This window comes from Tsukamurella strandjordii (assembly GCF_039525985.1).
GTDB lineage: Bacteria > Actinomycetota > Actinomycetes > Mycobacteriales > Mycobacteriaceae > Tsukamurella > Tsukamurella strandjordii.
In genome coordinates, this window is record NZ_BAAAII010000006.1 from 380,930 (window position 1) to 399,931 (window position 19,002).

The following is a 19,002-nucleotide window of genomic DNA, read 5'->3' on the forward strand; positions in this document are numbered from 1 at the left end:
TTCATGACATCACCATCCACCACCGATCGCCGGGCCCTGGTCACCGAGGCCCTGCGCCGGATCGACGAACTCACCGAGCGACTCGCGATAGCCCAGCAGGGCGACCGCGAACCGATCGCGGTGGTCGGAATCGGGTGCCGTCTGCCCGGCGGAGTCTCCGACCCCGAGGAGTACTGGGACCTGCTCGACAACGGCATCGACGGGGTGGTGCGGGTACCCGGCGACCGATGGGACGCGGACGAACTCTACTCACCGGATCACACTGTGCCGGGCACGATCTGCAATCGCGAGGGCGGGTTCCTCACCGATTGGGACCCCGCCGCTTTCGACGCCGAGTTCTTCGGGATCTCACCGCGTGAGGCTGCAGGCATGGACCCGCAGCACCGCCTCCTGCTCGAGGTCGCCTGGCAGGCGCTCGAGCATGCGGGGATCGTGCCCACCTCCCTGCGGGGCAGTCGAACCGGGGTCTACGTCGGCCTGACCACGACCGACTACTCGACCACCCTGGCGGGGGCACTCGAACCCGACGAGATCGACCCCTACGTCCCGTTCGGCAGCGCGCACAACTTCGCGGCCGGGCGGCTGTCCTACTTCCTCGGCCTCAACGGACCGGCGGTCGTCCTCGACACGGCCTGCTCATCGTCGCTGAGCGCCCTCCACCTGGCCTGCCAGGGGCTGCGCAGCCGGGAGAGCGATGCGGCCCTCGTCGCGGGCGTGAACCTCGTCCTCAGTCCGGAGAACAGCATCGCGTGTTCGCGATGGGGCATGCTGGCGCCCGACGGCCGGTGCAAACCCTTCGACGCATCGGCCGACGGATACGTGCGCAGCGAGGGCTGCGGGGTCGTGGTGCTCAAGCGCCTATCGGACGCGGTGGCCGCAGGCGACCGCGTGCTCGCCGTGGTACGCGGGACGGCCGTCAACCAGGACGGTGCGAGCAGCGGCCAGACGGTGCCCAACGGACCGGCGCAGCAGGCGCTCCTGCGGCGCGCGCTCGAGATCTCCGATCTCGCACCGGACACCATCGATTTCATCGAATCGCACGGCACGGGGACGGCACTCGGGGACCCGATCGAACTGGACACCCTCGCGCGGGTCTTCGGGGAACGCGCCGGCGCCGCACCGCTCGTCATCGGTGCAGTGAAATCGAATCTGGGGCACCTCGAATCCGCAGCGGGTATGGCGGGTTTCATCAAGACCGTGCTCGCGCTGGGACGCGGGCGCATCCCGGGCAACCTGCACTTCGATGCGCTGACGCCGCACGCCGGCGAGGGAGCGGAGAAGTTCGTCTTCCCGACGGGAACGATCGATTGGCCGGCGCTGGACCGGCCACGGCGCGCGGGAGTCTCCTCCTTCGGAGTCAGTGGAACGAACGCGCACGTGATCGTCGAACAGGCACCGCCGATCGATACCGCACAGGATGCGGATCACCTGTCGCCGGACACCGCCGCCGCGGTCGCACGACTCACCCTCTCGGGCAAGTCGATCGAGCGGATCAAGGCGTCGGCCGCTGCCCTCGCGCACTGGCTCGACGGTGCCGGGGCGTCGGTCCCGCTCGCCGATGTCGCCCACGAGCTGCAGTTCCGCAGGCCACGGTTTCCGCGGATCGCGACGGTGATCGCAGCGGATCACGAGGGGGCGGTCCGCGGACTGCACGCGCTGGCGGAGGGTCGGCCCGCGCCCGGCGTGGTGGCGCCCCAGCGAGGAGGGCGCCGCCCGGGGACGGTGTTCGTCTTCTCCGGTCAGGGTGCGCAGTGGGCCGGCATGGGCCGGCGCCTGATGGCGGACGACCCCGCGTTCGCCGCTGCGGTGCGGGAGCTGGACGCGGACTTCCGTGACGTGGTCGGATTCTCGCTCGAACAGGCACTGTCCGACGCATCCCCGCTCTCGGGGATCGATCGCATCCAGCCGGTTCTGGTGGGGGTGCAACTGGCGCTGGTCGAACTCTGGAAGTCGCGGGGTGTGGAGCCCGATGCCGTGATCGGCCACTCGATGGGCGAGGTCGCGGCGGCCGTCACCGCGGGAGCGCTGTCGGTCAGGGACGGTCTCACGGTGATCGCGACCCGATCCGCGCTGATGAAGCGCGACCTCGCGGGCCGGGGAGCGATGGCACTCCTGGAGCTCGATGCGGATGCCGCCGCCGAGGTCGCGGCCCGGCACGAGGGGGTATCGGTAGCCGTGGTGGCATCACCCCGGCAGACCGTGGTCGCGGGCGACCCCGACCGGATCGACGCCGCGATCGCCGAAGTCTCCGCCCGTGATCTCTTGGCGCGGCGCATCGATGTGGACGTGGCCTCCCATCACGCCACCGTCGATCCGATCCTGGACGAACTGCGCGCCTCGCTCGCCGACATCACGCCCGCCGTGCCACAGATCCCGTTCCACTCGACCGTCCAGGCCGGCCAGGAAGGTCCGCGGGTCGACGCCGATTACTGGGCCGACAATCTCCGGCGGCCTGTTCTCTTCGCGGATGCGGTGTCGGCAGCGGCGAAGGTGTGCGGAACGTTCATCGAGATCAGCCCGCATCCCCTGTTGACCTCGGCGATCGAGGATGTCGTCGATGAATCCACCTGCGTGGTGGGGACTCTGCTCCGCGATGCGGCGGAGGCGGTGCAGTTCGAGGCGAATCTGACCGCGGTGCGCGGCCCCGGATATCCGGTGGAACCGCAACGGCCGCGACCGCCGGTGGACCTGCCCGCGACCCAGTGGATGCGACAACGGCACTGGATCGTGCCACGCGCGAGCGTCATCGATGCGCCCGCCCCGGTCGCCGACGGCGGGCCGCACGGCTGGTTCCTCGAACTGGCATTCCCCGAACGCGCCCTGGCCGCAGCCGAACCGGAGCCACGCCGGTGGCTCGTGGTCACCGATGAGGACGGTGATGAGCTCGGCGCGCTGCTCGGTGACGGAGCCCTCGTTGTGCGCGCGGCCGCCCTCGTGGACGACACCGGGGCCGTTCGTTCCGCGCTGCACGGCGTCGATCGTGTGGTCTATGCGCCGGCGATGCCCCGGGACGGCGTCGATCCCTCGTCGGCACGCCGGGGGGTTCGCGATGTCGCGACCCTGATCCGGCTGCTTCGCGAGCACGGGAACGGCGCACGCCTGACGGTCCTGACCCGCAATGCGGAGGCGGTGAGCGAGGGTGAGGTGGCGAACCCCGCGCACGCGGCCCTGTGGGGAGCGGGCCGAACCCTCGCTCTGGAACATCCCGAGCTCTGGGGAGGGCTGATCGACGTCGACGCGGCACTGCCGCCGCAGCTCGTGGCGGCTGCTCTGACGGCGGAGGCCGGCGCCGCCGATGACGAGGACCAGGTGCTCTACCGCACGGGCGTGCGACGCGTTCCGCGGCTCCGCCGAACCACCGCGCCGATCGCGCGCAACGACGTCGGCGGGGACGAGACCCACCTGGTGATCGGTGCCACCGGAAACATCGGCGGCGATGTGATCCGCCAGCTCGCCCGAATGGGAGCGCGGACCGTGGTCGCGCTCTCCCGGCGCGGAGGACTCCCGGACGGACTCGAGGACGAGCTCGCCGAGAACGGAACCCGGATCGTCCCCGTGGCGATCGATGCGGCTGACCGGTCGGCGATGACGGAACTGTTCGCACGGTTCGGCGACGACCTGCCGCCGCTCGGCGGCGTGTACGTCAGCTCGCTCGCGGGCGGCGCGGGCCTGTTGTCCGAGCTCAGCGCCGACGACATCGACGCGATGTTCCGCGCCAAGGTCGACGTCCTCGCGATCGTGCACGAGCTGAGTCTGCACACGCCCCTGCGCGACCTCGTCGTCTTCTCCTCGATCACCGGGCTCACTGGGTCGCGGTGGCTCGGGCACTACACCGCCGCCAACGCGTACGCCGACGCCGTGGCCGCCGTGCGCCGCCACCTGGGCCTGCCGGTGCGAGTGGTGGACTGGGGCCTCTTCGAGTCCTGGGCGCAGGCGCAGCCGGACACCGCGTCCGCAGGGCTCACCCCCATGCCGAACGACGCCGCCGTCCGCTGCCTGCCCTACGTGCTCGGCCCGGAGGCCCCCACTCGGAGCGTGATCGCCGGTGCGGATTGGCCCTTGCTCGCGGAGAGCTTCCGGACCCGCGCCCCGATGAAGATCCTCGACGGCCTGCTCGGTGCGCGGTACGAGGCAGCCGTGGATCTGCCTGCACCGCAGCACGGCAGCGTGCAGGGGCGGGACGACGCCGACGGCGGCTGGCTCGCGGGTCTGTCGGCCGGGCGCCGGCCGTACCCCACCCCGCACCGGGTCCGGGGAGTGGAGGTGGTTCCGGTATCCGTAATCGCAGCCACCCTCGCATCGGTGGCGGCAGGGGCGGAGCTGCGCGACCTCCGGTTCGAGTACCCGATCGTCCTGGACCGACCTCGCGCCGTGCACGTCCGGAGGAGCGACGACGGCATCGTCATCACCTCGAGCGCCGATCCGAACGCCGCCGCCGAACGATGGATCCGGCACGCGAGCGCCGGATTCGGAACAGCCCGTGCCGGCACCGAAGACGACCGCGACGATGCGGGCACCCGCGCAGCGGCGTTCGAGACACCCGAGTACGACGCGGCGGCGGTGGCCGATCGGGTTCGCGACTGGGGGGTTGAGGGCCGCCCGTTCCCCTGGGAGGTGACCGGGTACGTGTCCGGTCCGGGGTCGATCACCGCCGAGGTCACCCTCGATGCGGACGCGAGCGTCGCCTCGGCGACCGACGCGGCTGTGCACCTCGCCCGGCTCATCGGCAGGATGGACGCAGGACTGCTGCTCCCGGTCTCGATCGATGCGGCGACGACCGGCGCTGCGCCCGTCGGAGATCGCGTCGTGGTGCAGGTGACCCGGCGCCCCGGGGGCGACGAGGACCTCCTGGTCGACGCCCGAATCGACGATGCCGACGGTCGGACGTGGTGCGAGCTGCGAGGTCTGCGCTTCGCCCCGCTCGAGGCGGGAAGCATGAGCGGTGCCGACCCTGCCGACCTCGACGGCGAGGATCCGGTCGGCTCATTGCCCGATCTGTCCACGCTGACGCCGCAACAGGCGCAGACGGCGGTGCGGGACCTCCTGCGCGCCGTGCTCGCCCGCGAACTGGGCACCGATCCCGAGGTCGTGGACGTGGACAGTCCGTTCCCTGAGCTCGGACTCGATTCCATGATGGCGATGGCCGTGCTCCGGGACGCCAAAGCGAAAGTCGGAGTGGATCTCTCGGCAACGATGCTGTGGGACCACCCCACCGTTGCGCAACTGGCCGCACACATCGTGCAGTTGGTTGCACCGGCGCTCGACGCGACGGACATCGGCGATACCGATGCCCCGGCGGAGACGAGCCTGCTGGACGAATTGTTCGAGAGTGCGGAGACCTTCTCCGACGCTGAGAGGAGTATCTGATGACGAGTTCCGACCAGTCGTCGGCCGCGTCCGGTGCGGCACGCGGATCGACCTACGCACGAGTGCAAGCGATGTCGGACGACCAGCGTGATGCCCTGACGGAGCAGTTCACCAAGGCGTCGAGGATCTCGACCGCGGAACCGATCGCGGTCGTGGGAATCGGCTGCCGGTTCCCCGGCGGCGTCAACGATCCGGACCAGTACTGGGACCTGTTGATGCGATCGGGAGACGCCGTCGTGGAGGTGCCCGAGGACCGTTGGGACGCCGAGGCGTACTACGACGCCGACCCCTCGGTACCCGGTCGGATGCCATCGAAGTGGGGAGGTTTCGTCGACGGCATCGACGGCTTCGACGCGGAGCACTTCGGCATCGCGCCCCGCGAGGCGGAGGCGATGGATCCGCAACAGCGGATGTTGTTGGAGGTGGCATGGGAGGCGCTCGAGCACGCCGGGATCGCACCGGGGCAGATCGACGGGCTCCGCGCCGCCGTGATGATGGGCGTCTACTACAACGAGTATCAGGCGGCATCGGTCGCGGATTCCGACACCATCGACGCCTATTCGGCGACCGGGAACGCACACAGCGTGACCGTGGGCCGCATCGCTTACCTCCTCGGGTTGCGCGGCCCGGCGGTCGCCGTCGACACCGCCTGCTCATCGTCTTTGGTGTCCGTGCATCTGGCGTGCCAGAGTCTGCGGTCCCGGGAGACCGACCTGGCTCTCGCCGGCGGAGTGAGCCTCATCCTGCGGCCCGAGACCCAACTGGCACTGGGGAAGTGGGGAATGCTCTCGCCGCGCGGACGCTGCAACGCCTTCGATGCCGCCGCCGACGGATTCGTGCGAGGCGAGGGCTGCGGCGTCGTCGTGCTCAAACGCCTCACCGATGCCGTCCGGGACGGGGACCGCGTGCTCGCGGTCGTGCGGGGTTCCGCCACCAACCAGGACGGCCGTAGCAACGGCCTCACCGCGCCCAACGCCCCCGCCCAGAGCGAGGTGCTCACGCGTGCGCTCGGCGATGTGCCCGCGGCGTCGATCAACTTCGTCGAGACTCACGGCACCGGCACCGGTATCGGCGATCCGATCGAGTTCGATGCATTGGCCCGGGTGTACGGGGCGGGGGAGAGCCGATGCGCGCTCGGCGCCGTGAAGACCAACATGGGGCACCTCGAGGCGGCCGCGGGCATCGCGGGCTTCATAAAATCCGTTCTGGTGGTCAATCGTGGAAAAGTGCCGCCCAATCTGCACTTCTCGCAGTGGAATCCCGCGATCGATGCCTCCCGCACCCGCCTGTTCGTCCCCACCGAGCCGGATCCGTGGCCGTCCGCGAGCGGTCCGCGCCGCGCGGGTGTCTCCTCCTTCGGACTCGGCGGCACGAATGCGCACGTGGTCATCGAGCAGGGCCCCGATCCGATGCCGCTGGGAGACGACGGCGATGCGCGGTCCGTCTGCGTGCTCTCGGTCGGCGGCACCGACGACGCGGCGGTGCGCGATCGTGCCCGGGCGCTCGCCCAGTGGCTGGAGGGACGCGGCGCGCGATCGGTCCTGCGGGACGTCGCCCACACCGTCGCCCGACAGAGTGCGGGGGCCCCGCTCACCGCAACGGTGTCGGCGCGAGACCACCGAGAGGCCGTCGCGGGGCTGCGCGCGCTCGCCACGGGGGAGTCGCGCGCCGCAGTCCTCCCCGCGGGTGCCGGCCCCGGGCCGGGAGTGGTGTTCGCCTACTCCGGGCAGGGTGCGCAATGGCCGGGGATGGGCCGACGGCTCCTGGTGGACGAGCCCGAGTTCGCCGCCGCCGTGGACCGCTACGACGCTGATTTCGTCGAGCAGGTCGGCTTCTCACTCCGCTCCGCCTTGGAGTCCGACGAGCCCATCGAGGGCATCGATCGGATCCAGCCGGTCCTCGTCGGTGTGCAACTGGCCCTCACGGATCTCTGGCGCGCCCATGGCGTGACACCGGACGCGGTGATCGGCCACTCGATGGGAGAGGTGACGGCGGCCATCGTCGCGGGCGGACTATCCGTGGCGGACGGCTTGCGCGTGATCGCCACCCGCTCACGCCTGATGCGCAGGGACCTGTCCGGACAGGGCGCAATGGCGCTACTCGAGATGGATGCACAGGCGGTCGAATCCCTACTCACCGACCACGACGGTGTCTCGATCGCCGTGATCGCCTCGCCGCGGCAGACCGTTGTCGCCGGCCCGCCCGACCGGGTGGACGAGGTGGTGGAAGCCGTGTCCCGCCGGAACCTGTTGGCGCGGCGGGTCGAGGTGGACGTGGCGTCCCACCATGCCACCGTCGATCCCATCCTCCCGGAACTGCGGGAGGCCCTGGCGGGAATCGCGCCGGTCCCACCGAGGATTCCGGTGCTGTCGACGGTGCGCCCGGGCGACGAATCCCCGGTCTTCGACGCCGAGTACTGGGTGTCGAACCTGCGGCAACCCGTTCGCTTCGCCGAGGCGGCCACGGCGGCCACGTCACGGTACGGCGCGATCGTGGAGGTCAGCCCGCACCCCCTTCTCGCGCACGCGATCACCGAGAGCGGACCCGAAGACCGCGAGGTCCTGGTCCTTCCCACGCTGTTGCGCGGCGAGGACGAGGCCCTCGTCTTCCACGCGCATCGCGCGCGACTCGGGGGAGACCTCCCTCCGGGGCACATCACCGATATCGCGCCACACACCTGGCGCCATCGGAAGTACTGGACACCGGCTCCCGCCCATCGCCGAGCCCAGCCCGATCGGGTCCACCCACTCCTGGGCAGCCCCGTCGAGATCCCGTCCGGCGGAGGATTCCTGTGGCACGCGGACGTCGGCCTCGACGAGATCGGTTGGCTCGCCGACCACCGAGTCCAAGGCCAGGCGATCATGCCCGCCGCGGGATTCGCCGAGATCGCGCTGGCGGCCGGCCGCACCGCGTACGGAACCGAGGGCGCGCCTGCCGGCGTCGACCAGCTCGAAGTGGAGCAGATGCTCCCGCTGACCGGATCGGTCCCACTCACGACCCGGCTGACCTACGACTCCGACGGCTCCGGCCGGGTCGAGATCTTCAGCAGGGGGAGCGGCGGCGAGTGGATCCGCCACGCCACGGCTCGGGTGGGAGCGGGACTCGCGCAACGGGACCCGAGCCCTGTCGCCCCGGTCACGTCGGGAGTGCCGGTCTCGCCGCGGGAGGTCTACGCGGCACTGCGGCGAGCCGGCGCGCACCACGATCGCGCATTCGCCGCGCTGCAGCGGGTCTCCCGTGATCCGGTGGGCGCAGCGGAAGCGGACGTGACCCTTCCGGCGGAGGCCACCGGGCATCCCGGACTGGTGCTGCACCCCGTCGCACTGGACGCCGCACTGCAGACGCTCGCTGCAGCGCTGCCCGAGTCCGGTCTCGAGGCGGACGCCGCCTACCTTCCGGTGTCGGTGGAATCGATCCGCCTGTACGCACCGGTCGGTCGAGACAGTTCGTGCCGCGCTCGGTTCGTCTCCCTCAGCGACGAGGGTGCCACCGGAGACGTGACGATCACCGACCGGTCGGGCGCGTTGCTCGCCGAGATCCGGGGTGTCTTCCTGCGCCGAATCCGCCGACACGCAGTGCCTCTGCCCCTGGAGCGCAAGCTGTTCGGCCACCGGTGGGAGGAGAGCGCCGCACCGGACGGCATCGACGGAAGCGGCGACGGGGCCTGGCTGCTGCTCAGCGACGACCGGCCCGGTGTGGAGGCGATCGCGAGTGACCTCCATGGGGCCGGCCGTCGAATCGTGACCGCGGACTTCGGCGAGCAGGCCGTGGCGGACGCGATCGCGGAGGTGGCATCGGATCCGGACTATCCGCCGACCGGCATCGTGCTCCTGCTGGACGCGGAGACTGACGACGCCACCGCGGCCGACCGCGCCGCCGCGGCGGAACGCTTGACCTGGCAGGTCGCGACGGCAGTCAGTGCGGTGACCTCGGGTTGGCATGGCCGGCCACCCCGGTTGTGGCTGGTCACTCGCAGGGGCTTGGAGGTCGCTGAAGGGGATGTCGGGACACCGGCCGTCGGGGCCTTGACCGGTCTGATCCGGGTTCTCGCGTACGAGCACCCCGACCTGCGCGCCACCCTCGTCGACCTCTCGTCGGTCGACGACGTGGCGGCGACGCTCCTGCGCGAGGCCAGCGCGCCCGTGGGCGATGACCTGCTGGCGTGGCGGGACGGTCGGCGATACGTGCAGCGTTTGGTGCGGGCCGATCCCGAACCACGAGAGGGTTCCGGCAATCCGACGGTGCGCAGCGACGGCGCCTACGTGGTGACCGGCGGAATGGGCGGCATCGGACTGGCGGTCGCTCGGCATCTGGTGGCTGCCGGTGCCGGGCGGATCGTGCTGTGCGGGCGCAGTGAGCTGTCCGAGGACGGTGCGCGCGTGCTCGCCGAGCTCGCCGCAGACACAGAGGTCGTGTACGTCAGCGGCGATGTCGCCGCGGACGGTGTCGCCGAGTCTCTGGTCACGGCCGCCGAGGAGACCGGGCTGCCGCTGCGTGGCGTGATCCATTCGGCCGCGGTGCTCGATGACGAGCTCGTGACCGCCATGTCCCGCGATGCTCTTGCCCGCGTGTGGCGCCCGAAGGTGATGGGCGCGGTGCGTCTGGACGAGGCCACCGCCGATTCGGCGCTGGACTGGTTGGTCCTGTTCTCCTCGGTCGCCTCCCTGCTGGGATCGCCGGGCCAGGGCGCGTACGCCGCCGCGAACGCCTATCTCGATGCACTCGCCGAGCGCCGCCGCGCGGAGGGGGCCCGTGTCACGTCGATCTGCTGGGGACAGTGGTCCGAAGTGGGACTGGCGCGATCGCTCGAGATGAGCGTTCTCGACCCGATCGCACCCGACGAGGGCATGGAGGCCCTGGACGCGCTCCTCGGCGGTGGTCGTGCCCGGGTGGGAGTCGCCCGGCTTCGGCTCGACCGCGCGGCCGCGGCTTTCCCGGAACTGGTGGGTTTGGGCTACTTCACCCACCTCGCCGCCGAACTCGACCCGGACGAGGACACCGAGGCGATCGATCTCGACCGGCTCCGGACGATGCCCTTCGCCGAGGCGCACCGGCTCGTACTGGAGCGGCTGCAGAAGCGGATCGGCGCGGTTCTCGGATACTCCGGCACCGCGGTGGTCCCCGCCGAGCGCGCGCTCACCGAGCTGGGGCTGGACTCGCTGATGGCGGTCCGTATCCGCAACACCGTGCGCAGCGAGTTCGGGGTCGAACCGCCGGTGGCGCTCCTGCTGCAGGGGGCCGGGCTGGATGATCTGGCGACCGACCTCGTCCGCAGGCTCGGGGTGACCGAGGCGCCCGTGCACACCTCCGATGCGACCCCTGCCGACGGCCTCCGTGGACGCGCCCAACAACGTGTCGCGGCGCGGCGACGCGCCTCCGTCCGACGAAAGGTGGACCACCCGTGATGACGAACCAGTCGCACGAGCAAGATCCGGAAGACACGGCGGGCTCGATCGCGGTGATCGGCATGGCGGGCCGGTTCTCCGGTGCCCGAACCCTGGGGGAGTACTGGCGCAACCTGCGCGACGGTGTCGAATCCATCGTCGCGCTCACCGAACAGGAGCTGCAGCGGACGGGCATCGCCGCCGACGCGATCGCGGATCGGCGCTACATCCGATCCGGCGCCCCCATGGACGGGATCGAGGAGTTCGACGCCGAGCTCTTCGGTTTCACCGCAGCCGTCGCGGACGGTCTCGATCCGCAGCATCGCCTGTTCCTCCAGACCGTGTGGCACGCCATCGAGGACGCGGGCTATCACCCACGGGAATTGGACGGCGCAGTCGGCGTCTACGGAACGAGTTCCGCGAGCGGATATCTGCTCAACAACCTCATGTCGGGGCTCGATGTGGAGCACATCATCGGGCAGGGGGCGAGTTTCGAGATGATCGATCTCTCCCTGCGTAACGACAAGGACCACATCGCGACTCGCGTTGCGCATCAGTTCGATCTTCGCGGACCGGCACTGTCCGTGCAGACCGCGTGCTCGTCCTCCGCCGTCGCCGTGCACCTGGCATGCCAGGCGTTGATCTCCGGCGAGGTGGACGCGGCTATCGCAGGTGGATCATCGATTCGCATTCCCAACCGCGCCGGATACTGGCACGAACCCGGTGCCATGACATCACCGAGCGGACACTGCCGCCCGTTCGATGTGCGAGCCGATGGAACGGTGTTCGGAAGCGGGGTCGGGGCCGTCGTGCTCAAGACACTCGACCGCGCTCGTGCCGACGGCGACCCGATCCACGCGGTGATCCGGGGATCGGCGATCAACAACGACGGTGCGGCCAAGATGACCTATGCGGCGCCCACCGCCGCCGGACAGGCCGCCGTGATCGCCGAGGCGCACGGCGTTGCCGGCGTCGACCCCGCGGACGTCACCTATGTCGAGACGCACGGCACCGGAACGCCGCTCGGTGACCCGATCGAGATCGAGGGCCTGCGCCAGGCCTTCGATCTCGCGGAGCACGAGCGCACCGGTCCCTGCCACCTCGGCTCGGTCAAGGCGAACATCGGCCACCTGGAGGTCGCCTCGGGCATCGCCGGTCTGCTCAAAGTGATCCTCTGCTTGAAGAATCGCTCACTCCCGGGGACGCTGCACTTCACCGCCCCGAACCCCGAACTGCGTCTCGACGAGACCCCGTTCGCGCTGAACCCAGGCGTGATCGACTGGGAGAGCGAGGGGCCCAGGCTCGCCGGTATCAGTTCGTTCGGGGTGGGTGGCACGAACGTGCACCTGGTGCTGGAGGAGGCCCCGGTCCCGGCGGCGGCGGCCCCCGGTGCCGGCCCGTACCCGCTGTTGCTGTCGGCACGGGGGACCGAACGATTGACGGTGGCCCGAACGGCGCTGGCTGATGAGCTCGAGGCGGACGACTCGGTGGAGCTCGCGGATGTGGCGGCCACGCTGGCGGCCCGGCCGATGGACGTCACCCGCGGTGTCACCGTTGTCCGCGACCGCGCCCATGCGATCTCGGCGCTCCGCGCCGGGGAGGGTGTCACATCATCCGTTCCGGCCGGGGCGGAGGACGCGACCGACCGTGTCGTCATGCTCTTCCCAGGCCAGGGTGCGCAGTACGTGGGAATGGCGCGCGGGCTCTACGACGGCGATCCGGTGTTCGCGGAGAACATCGACAGGTGCGCCGCCGGATTCGACGCGGCCCTGGGCATCGATCTCAAGAGCTTGATGTTCGGCGGCCGGAGCCGTGAGTTGGAGCGCACCGACCGATCCCAGCCGGCACTGTTCGCAGTGGAGTACGCGCTCGCCCGCGCACTCGAGCGCCGGGGGGTGAGGCCCTCGCTATTGCTGGGGCACAGCGTGGGTGAGTACGTCGCCGCCACTCTGGCAGGAGTGTTCGACCTCCCGACCGCGATCAGCGTGGTCGCCGAGCGCGGGCGCCTGATGCACGCCGCACCGCCGGGCGTCATGCTGGCGGTGCCGCTCGGTGCACCGGAGCTGACGCCGCACGTGGGTCCGGACCTCGATATCGCCACCATCAACGAGCCCGGTGGGTGCGTCGTCGCGGGCAGCGCGGACGCGATCGCCGATCTCGGCGCGCGGCTCGCCGCGGACGGAGTGAACGCTCGTAGGGTGCGCACATCGCACGCCTTCCACTCCCGGATGATGGAGCAGGCGGCAACCGCGTTCGACGCCGTCCTGCGCCGATCGACGCTGTCGGCCCCACGGATCCCTATGGCGTCCAATGTGACCGGGGCCATGATGAGCGACGCCGAGGCGACCGATCCCGGGACCTGGTCCCGCCAGATCCGGGCCACCGTGCGGTTCGCCGATGAACTGGACATCGCTCTCGCCGATCCGCACCGGGTGCTCGTCGAGGTCGGTCCCGGTGGCGCCCTGACATCGGCGGCCAAGCGGCATCCGCGGTTCCGCGACTCGCATCGCGTGGTGCGACTGCTGCGGCATCCGGCTCAGGACCGCGACGACCACGAGTTCTTCCTGGAAGGGCTGGGGCAACTGTGGGCCGCCGGCATCGAGGTCGAGCAGTTTCTGCCGACCGGTGAGCGGGTGCTCCTTCCCGGCTACCCCTTCCTGCCCGAGTGGCATTGGGTGGACCCCTCGCCGCGGGCGGCCACCGTCGGTATCGATACCGCCCACACTCCGGCTGCAGCGCAGGACCAGGACGAAGCCGGCGAGGGAATCGAAGCCGCCCTCCGTCGTGTCTGGGCCGCCTGCCTGGGTGCGGAGTCCGTCGACGCCGATGCGGACTTCTTCGACGTGGGCGGAGATTCGCTGATCGCCATCGGTGTCTCGATCGCCGCAGGGCACGCGGGGATCGACATCACGCCGCAGGACCTGTACGACCACCCGACGGTGAGATCGCTTGCGGCGGCGATCGCCGAACGCGACGCCGAGGCAGGATTGACCGGCGGAGAAGAGCCCACGGACCACCCGCCGCTCCCGCCGAATCTCGCGCGGCTGCTCGACGGTGGCATCACCGACTACGGCTGCTGGCGCACCCCGATCGTCCTGCGGCTGGCCGCAGGACTCGGCGTCGATGACGTCTCCGAGGTACTCGGGGCGGTGGTCCGCCGCCACGAGGTGCTCCGTCTGCGCCTGCGCCGTCGCGGCGGTATCTGGGAACAGATCATCGGTGATCCCGCCGAGGAGCAGCAGGCCTGGTCGAGCACCTGCGTGGAGACTCTCCCCGCTGGCGCCGACGCCGAAGCCCTTGCGGGGGAGAGGTTGGCGGAGATCATCGCCGACGGCCCCGGGGACGGATCGATGCTCACGGCGCTGCTCCTGCGGGACACCGACGGCGGTGAATCCCGATTGGCGCTCGCGGTACCCGGCATCGTCGGCGACGCCCGTTCCCGCGAGATTCTCATGAGTGACCTGCTCACCGCGTTCAGCCAGCGCGCCGCCGGCATGCCGGTCTCGCTCACTCCTGCATCGACCGGATGGCGGGATTGGTGCCAGCGGCTCTCGGAGCTCGCCGGACACCGTGCGGTTCTCGACGGCTATTCGCGATGGCTCGACACCTTGTCCGAACCCGCCGTGCGCATCGCGACGACGGATACCGCTGCGCCGCCGGCCGCGGCCGACTTCCTCCGGCTGCCCACGACCCTGGGCGCGGTGGAAGCGGCGGAGCTCGACGACGCGCGGCGACGGACGGGGATCCGCCTCGACGAACTGATCACGGCGGCACTGGTGCGCGGAGTCATCGCGATCGCGGGTCCCGGTCGGGTCCTCATCGATGTCGACGGTGACGCGCGGTCGATCCTGAAACCCGAGCTCGATCTGCGGGACACGGTGGGGTGGTTCGGCACCGTCTACCCGGTGTCGATCACAGCTCCGGACGAGGGGGATTCCCTCCTGCTCGACGCCGTCCGTAACGAACTGCGCGGCGTGACACATCAGGGAATCGGCTACGGATTGTTGCGCTACCAGTACGCGCCGACCTCGGCGCGGCTCGCGGGACTGCGCGACGCAGATGTACATCTGTCGATCGCCGGCTCGATCCCCGAGCCGCCGGAGGCGTTGGCGGCGTCGGCCCCCGTCTGGCTCGGAACCGATGCCGCCAGGCCCGTGCGCGATGCCATCCCCGCGCTGGGCCACGCCGTGGAACTGCGCGTGTACCGCGCCGGCGGTCGCATGCACCTGGATTGGTGGTACGACCGGCGCCGGGTCGACGAGGCCCGGATCGCGGCACTGGCGGAGGCCGTGTCCACAGCACTCGGTGCGGTGACGCGGGAAACGACCGAGTCTCCGGCGGATGCCGGCGACGACTGGGAACTCATCGATCTGTCTGGCGAGGATGCGGGATGAACCACACGGAGAGCGCTGTCGTCGTCGAGGGCCTGACCAAGCGGTTCGGCGACTTCGTCGCGCTGAGCGGCATCGACTTGGAAGTGCGTCGGGGCGAGATCCTGGGCCTTCTCGGGCCGAACGGTGCCGGTAAGACCACCACGGTCGACATCCTGGCCACCCTTTCCCGGCCCTCGACGGGCCGCGCGGTGGTCGCCGGATGCGACGTGGCGCTCGACCCTGCGGGCGTGCGCCGCGCGATCATGCTGACGGGGCAGAACGCCGCACTGGACGACATGCTCACCGGCCGGGAGAACCTGATCCTGTTCGCCCGGCTGCAGGGGCTTCGCAAGGCGGCTGCGCAGGCCCGTGCGACGGACCTGCTCGAACGATTCGACCTGGAGTACGCCGCCGACCGTCAGGTGGGCACCTACTCGGGAGGCATGCGCCGGCGCATCGACATCGCATGCGGCCTGGTGGTGCGGCCGGAGGTGGTCTTCCTCGATGAGCCGACGACGGGCCTGGACCCGCGCAGTAGGCAGGGCGTGTGGGATCTGGTGCGGCAGTTGCGGGAAGAGGGCATCGCCACCCTGCTCACCACCCAGTACCTCGAGGAGGCGGATGCGCTCAGCGACCGCATCACCGTGATCGATCGGGGCACCGTCATCGCCGAGGGCACTGCGGATCAGCTCAAGGAACGCACCGGAGCCACCGTCTGCGAGATCGTGCCCCGCGACCGCACCGACGTGCCCCGGGTGATCGAGGCCCTCGGGGCGATGGCCCCGGCCGACAGGGAGGCGACCACGGGCACGGATCGCATCGCGATCCCCGCGCCGGACGGCACTCGAACGCTCGTCGAGGCGGTCTCCCGGATCGACTCCGCGGGTATCGAACTCCTCGACGTCGCGCTGCGGCGCCCGTCGCTGGACGAAGTCTTCTTCGCGCTCACCGGGAGCGGCGCACCAGCGGCGCACGAGGAGGTCGCGACGTGACGGCGCGACCCGATACGTCGGCGGGACAGCAGTGGTGGGTGCTCACCGTGCGCTCCATCGTGCCCAGCCTGCGCAACGGCGAGCTCGTGACCCAGGTGGCGGCCTCCGTCATGTTCACCGTGGGCTTCTACATCCCGCTCAAACAGTTCATGGGCGCGTACGCGTCCGCGATGAGCAGCTACGCCCAGTACCTGACACCGCTGATCGTGCTGCAGGCGATTTCGTTCGCCGCGATCTCGGGGGGATTCCGGGCCGCCACGGACTCCGTGGACGGCATCGACCGCCGATTCCGTTCCATGCCCATCGGTCGGCTGATCCCGATGGCCGCGCGCATGTCCGGAAGCATGTACCGATGCGTTCTGGCGCTGGGGATCTCTCTGGCATGTGCTCACGTGATCGGATTCCGTTTCTACGGCGGCGCGGCGGCCACGGCCGGTTTCCTCGGCCTCGCGTTACTGGTGGGTCTCACACTGTCGCTGTTGGGTGACCTGGTGGGCACCGCCACCCGGAACCCGGAGGCGACGACGCACCTGATGATGCTGCCGCAGCTCATCCTCGGCCTGTTGTCGGTCGGTGTGCAGCCGGTCGAGCGGTTCCCCGAGTGGATTCAGGGCTTCGCACGGGACCAGCCGGTGTCCCAGTTCGTTTTCGCACTGCGCGCCCTCGCCGGAGATTCAGTGCCCGGAGCCGCCGGATCGGCGACGTGGGACGTGATCGGACCCGCCGTGTACTGGGCGATAGGCCTGGTGCTGGCCGTACTGCCGCTCCATGCGGTCGTCGTGGCGAGGAGGAACCGATGACCGGCACGCACGCGGTGGCCGCGCCACCCGATGAACGCACCGACCCGCGCACCGGTGAGCGGTCACCGGGTGCCCTGGTGCGGCAGACGGGGTTGCTGGCGGAGCGGATCGTGCGCCGATGGGTGCGTGACCCCGCGACACTCGCGGAGACCGTCCTCGTGCCCGTCGCCTTCCTAGTGACGCTCGACATCGTGCTGGGGGAGGGGATCTCCCAGCTCACGGGACACAGTGCCCTGACCGGTAGCGTGCCGCTCGTGGCGCTGGTCGCCGCCACGCAGGGAGCCACCGTCGGTGGGTTGGGCGTGATGGCCGAGCGCGAGAACGGATTCCTCTCCCGGTTGTGGGGCAGCCCGATCCATCGGGCGGCCGGGGTGACTTCGCGATTGGTGGCCGAGGCGCTGCGGATCCTGTTCGCCACAACGGTGCTCACGGTGACCGGGGTTCTCCTCGGTCTGCGCTTCGAGAACGGCCTGCTCGGCGCCGTGGGCTGGCTCTTCGTGCCGGTGCTCTTCGGCGTGGCGTTCTCGACCGCCGTACTGACGGTGGCGGTGTACGCGGCCAAGACGATCGTCGTCGAGGCCACGGCGCTCGTCTCCGGGCTGTTCATGTTCTTCTGCACCGGATTCGTTCCGTTGGAGCAGTATCCGCAGTGGCTACAGCCCATCGTTGCGCACCAACCGTTCAGCAACACTGTCGACGTCATGCGTGCCCTGGCTGTCGGAGGGCCGGTGCGGTCGCCGTTGCTGGAGCTGATCGCGTGGTCGGGGGCAATCGTCCTGCTGTGCGCCGTGCCGCTCGCCATCGGCTATCGCCGGGCGAGCATGCGGGATTGACGATCGATGAGAGGCAGTCATGTTCGAATCCTCGGTACTGCGGGCACTCGCGGACAGCGAGAAGATGTTCGCCGACACCCACAACTTCGTCGGATTGGGGGCGCACGTCCACGGTCCGGTCGACGTCGACGCGCTCGGTGAGGCCTTCGAGATCCTGCTCGAGGTACATCCGGTCCTGGCGGCGCGGATCGAAGACGACGGTGACGGCGGTTTCAGGATCGTCGCCGACGATCTCCTCCACCCGGGAATCACCCTCGTCACGGCTGATGCGCCCGCGCCGCAGTTCGATCAGGAGCAGGCGCTGGTGCACCTGACGGTGCAACAGGAAGGCCCGCAGACCGCCGCCACGCTGTACGTGCACCACGCGCTGGCGGACGGACACCATCAGTTCGCTCTGATCGAGGAACTCTTCGGGATCTACACCGACCTCGTGACGACGGGTGGCGCCCGCCCCGGCCCGCCTCAGCCGGCCCCCGAGGGGCTGGAGAAGATCCTGGCTGAACGGAACGTGACGAAGCAACGCCGGTCCGGCCTGGAGCGGTTCATGCCCGCGATGTTCGCCTACGACCTGCCGCCGTCACGCCGCGCCGTGACGACGGCGCGGCCCCCACACCCCGTGCGGGTGCCGATGGTGCAGCACACCTTCAGCGAGGAGCGGACTCGTCGCCTGGTGGACCTCTCCCGTGATCGGCGCGTGAGCGTGAACGGGATCGTGTCTGCGGCAGTACTCGTCGCGGAGTGGCGCTTGCGGGGTGGCACGGCGATTCCCGTTCCGTACATCTACCCCGTCGATCTTCGGTACGTCCTCTCGCCGGCCGTCACCGCAACGGGCTGTACCAATCCTGTCGGCGTCGCTACCTTCCTCGCCGAAATCGATTCGGACACCGACGTGGTGAGCCTCGGCAGGGAGATCGCGGACAGCTTCCGCGATGATCTCGCGGCAGGGGTGATTCAGCAGTCGCTGCTGCATTTCACTCCCGAGTACGTCGGCAATCCGCCTGGCCTTCCGGACGTGGTGATGGTCACCGACAACGGTGTGGTGCCACCCGTGCGCACGCCGGACGGGGTGGAGCTGACCGCCGTACACGGTGAACTGTTCTTCCAGGTGAGCTCGGGTATCGAGATGTACACCAGCAAGATCTTCAACGGGCGTCTCCAGCTCGAATACCACACCTATGGAACGGATTCGAAGCAAGCGATGGACGCCGTCGCCGCGATCCTGGACGAGATCGCGGACGGCCGCTGATGTCCGG

At 70.1% G+C, this 19,002-nt stretch carries 7 protein-coding genes; all 7 read left to right on the forward strand.

Annotated features, from left to right (window positions below; translation table 11 throughout):
• The first annotated feature begins 3 nt into the window (after nucleotides 1-3).
• From ABD108_RS13060 to ABD108_RS13090, 7 genes are read left to right on the forward strand one after another with little or no spacing between them, the layout of a single operon-like run.
• Complete coding sequence (locus ABD108_RS13060; RefSeq protein ID WP_343930506.1) at nucleotides 4-5,367, forward strand: SDR family NAD(P)-dependent oxidoreductase; 5,364 nt, start codon at nucleotides 4-6, stop codon at nucleotides 5,365-5,367.
• Nucleotides 5,367-10,772, forward strand: a complete 5,406-nt coding sequence (locus ABD108_RS13065) for a type I polyketide synthase (RefSeq protein WP_343930507.1) — start codon at nucleotides 5,367-5,369, stop codon at nucleotides 10,770-10,772. Before ABD108_RS13060 ends, ABD108_RS13065 begins: the two co-directional genes overlap by 1 nt.
• A complete protein-coding gene (locus ABD108_RS13070; protein WP_343930508.1) occupies nucleotides 10,772-15,145 on the forward strand; it encodes a type I polyketide synthase in 4,374 nt (1,457 codons plus the stop codon). Before ABD108_RS13065 ends, ABD108_RS13070 begins: the two co-directional genes overlap by 1 nt.
• Nucleotides 15,142-16,116, forward strand: a complete 975-nt coding sequence (locus ABD108_RS13075) for an ATP-binding cassette domain-containing protein (RefSeq protein ID WP_220659300.1) — start codon at nucleotides 15,142-15,144, stop codon at nucleotides 16,114-16,116. Before ABD108_RS13070 ends, ABD108_RS13075 begins: the two co-directional genes overlap by 4 nt.
• Nucleotides 16,113-16,916 carry an ABC transporter permease gene (locus ABD108_RS13080; RefSeq protein WP_220659299.1) on the forward strand — a complete coding sequence of 268 codons (804 nt, stop codon included), beginning with the start codon at nucleotides 16,113-16,115 and terminating at the stop codon, nucleotides 16,914-16,916. The genes ABD108_RS13075 and ABD108_RS13080 overlap by 4 nt, the downstream gene beginning before the upstream one ends.
• Entirely contained in the window at nucleotides 16,913-17,749 is an 837-nt protein-coding gene (locus ABD108_RS13085; RefSeq protein ID WP_220659298.1) for an ABC transporter permease, read from the forward strand. The genes ABD108_RS13080 and ABD108_RS13085 overlap by 4 nt, the downstream gene beginning before the upstream one ends.
• 19 nt (nucleotides 17,750-17,768) lie before the next feature.
• Nucleotides 17,769-18,995, forward strand: a complete 1,227-nt coding sequence (locus ABD108_RS13090; RefSeq protein ID WP_220659297.1) for a phthiocerol/phthiodiolone dimycocerosyl transferase family protein — start codon at nucleotides 17,769-17,771, stop codon at nucleotides 18,993-18,995.
• Nucleotides 18,996-19,002 lie beyond the last annotated feature (7 nt).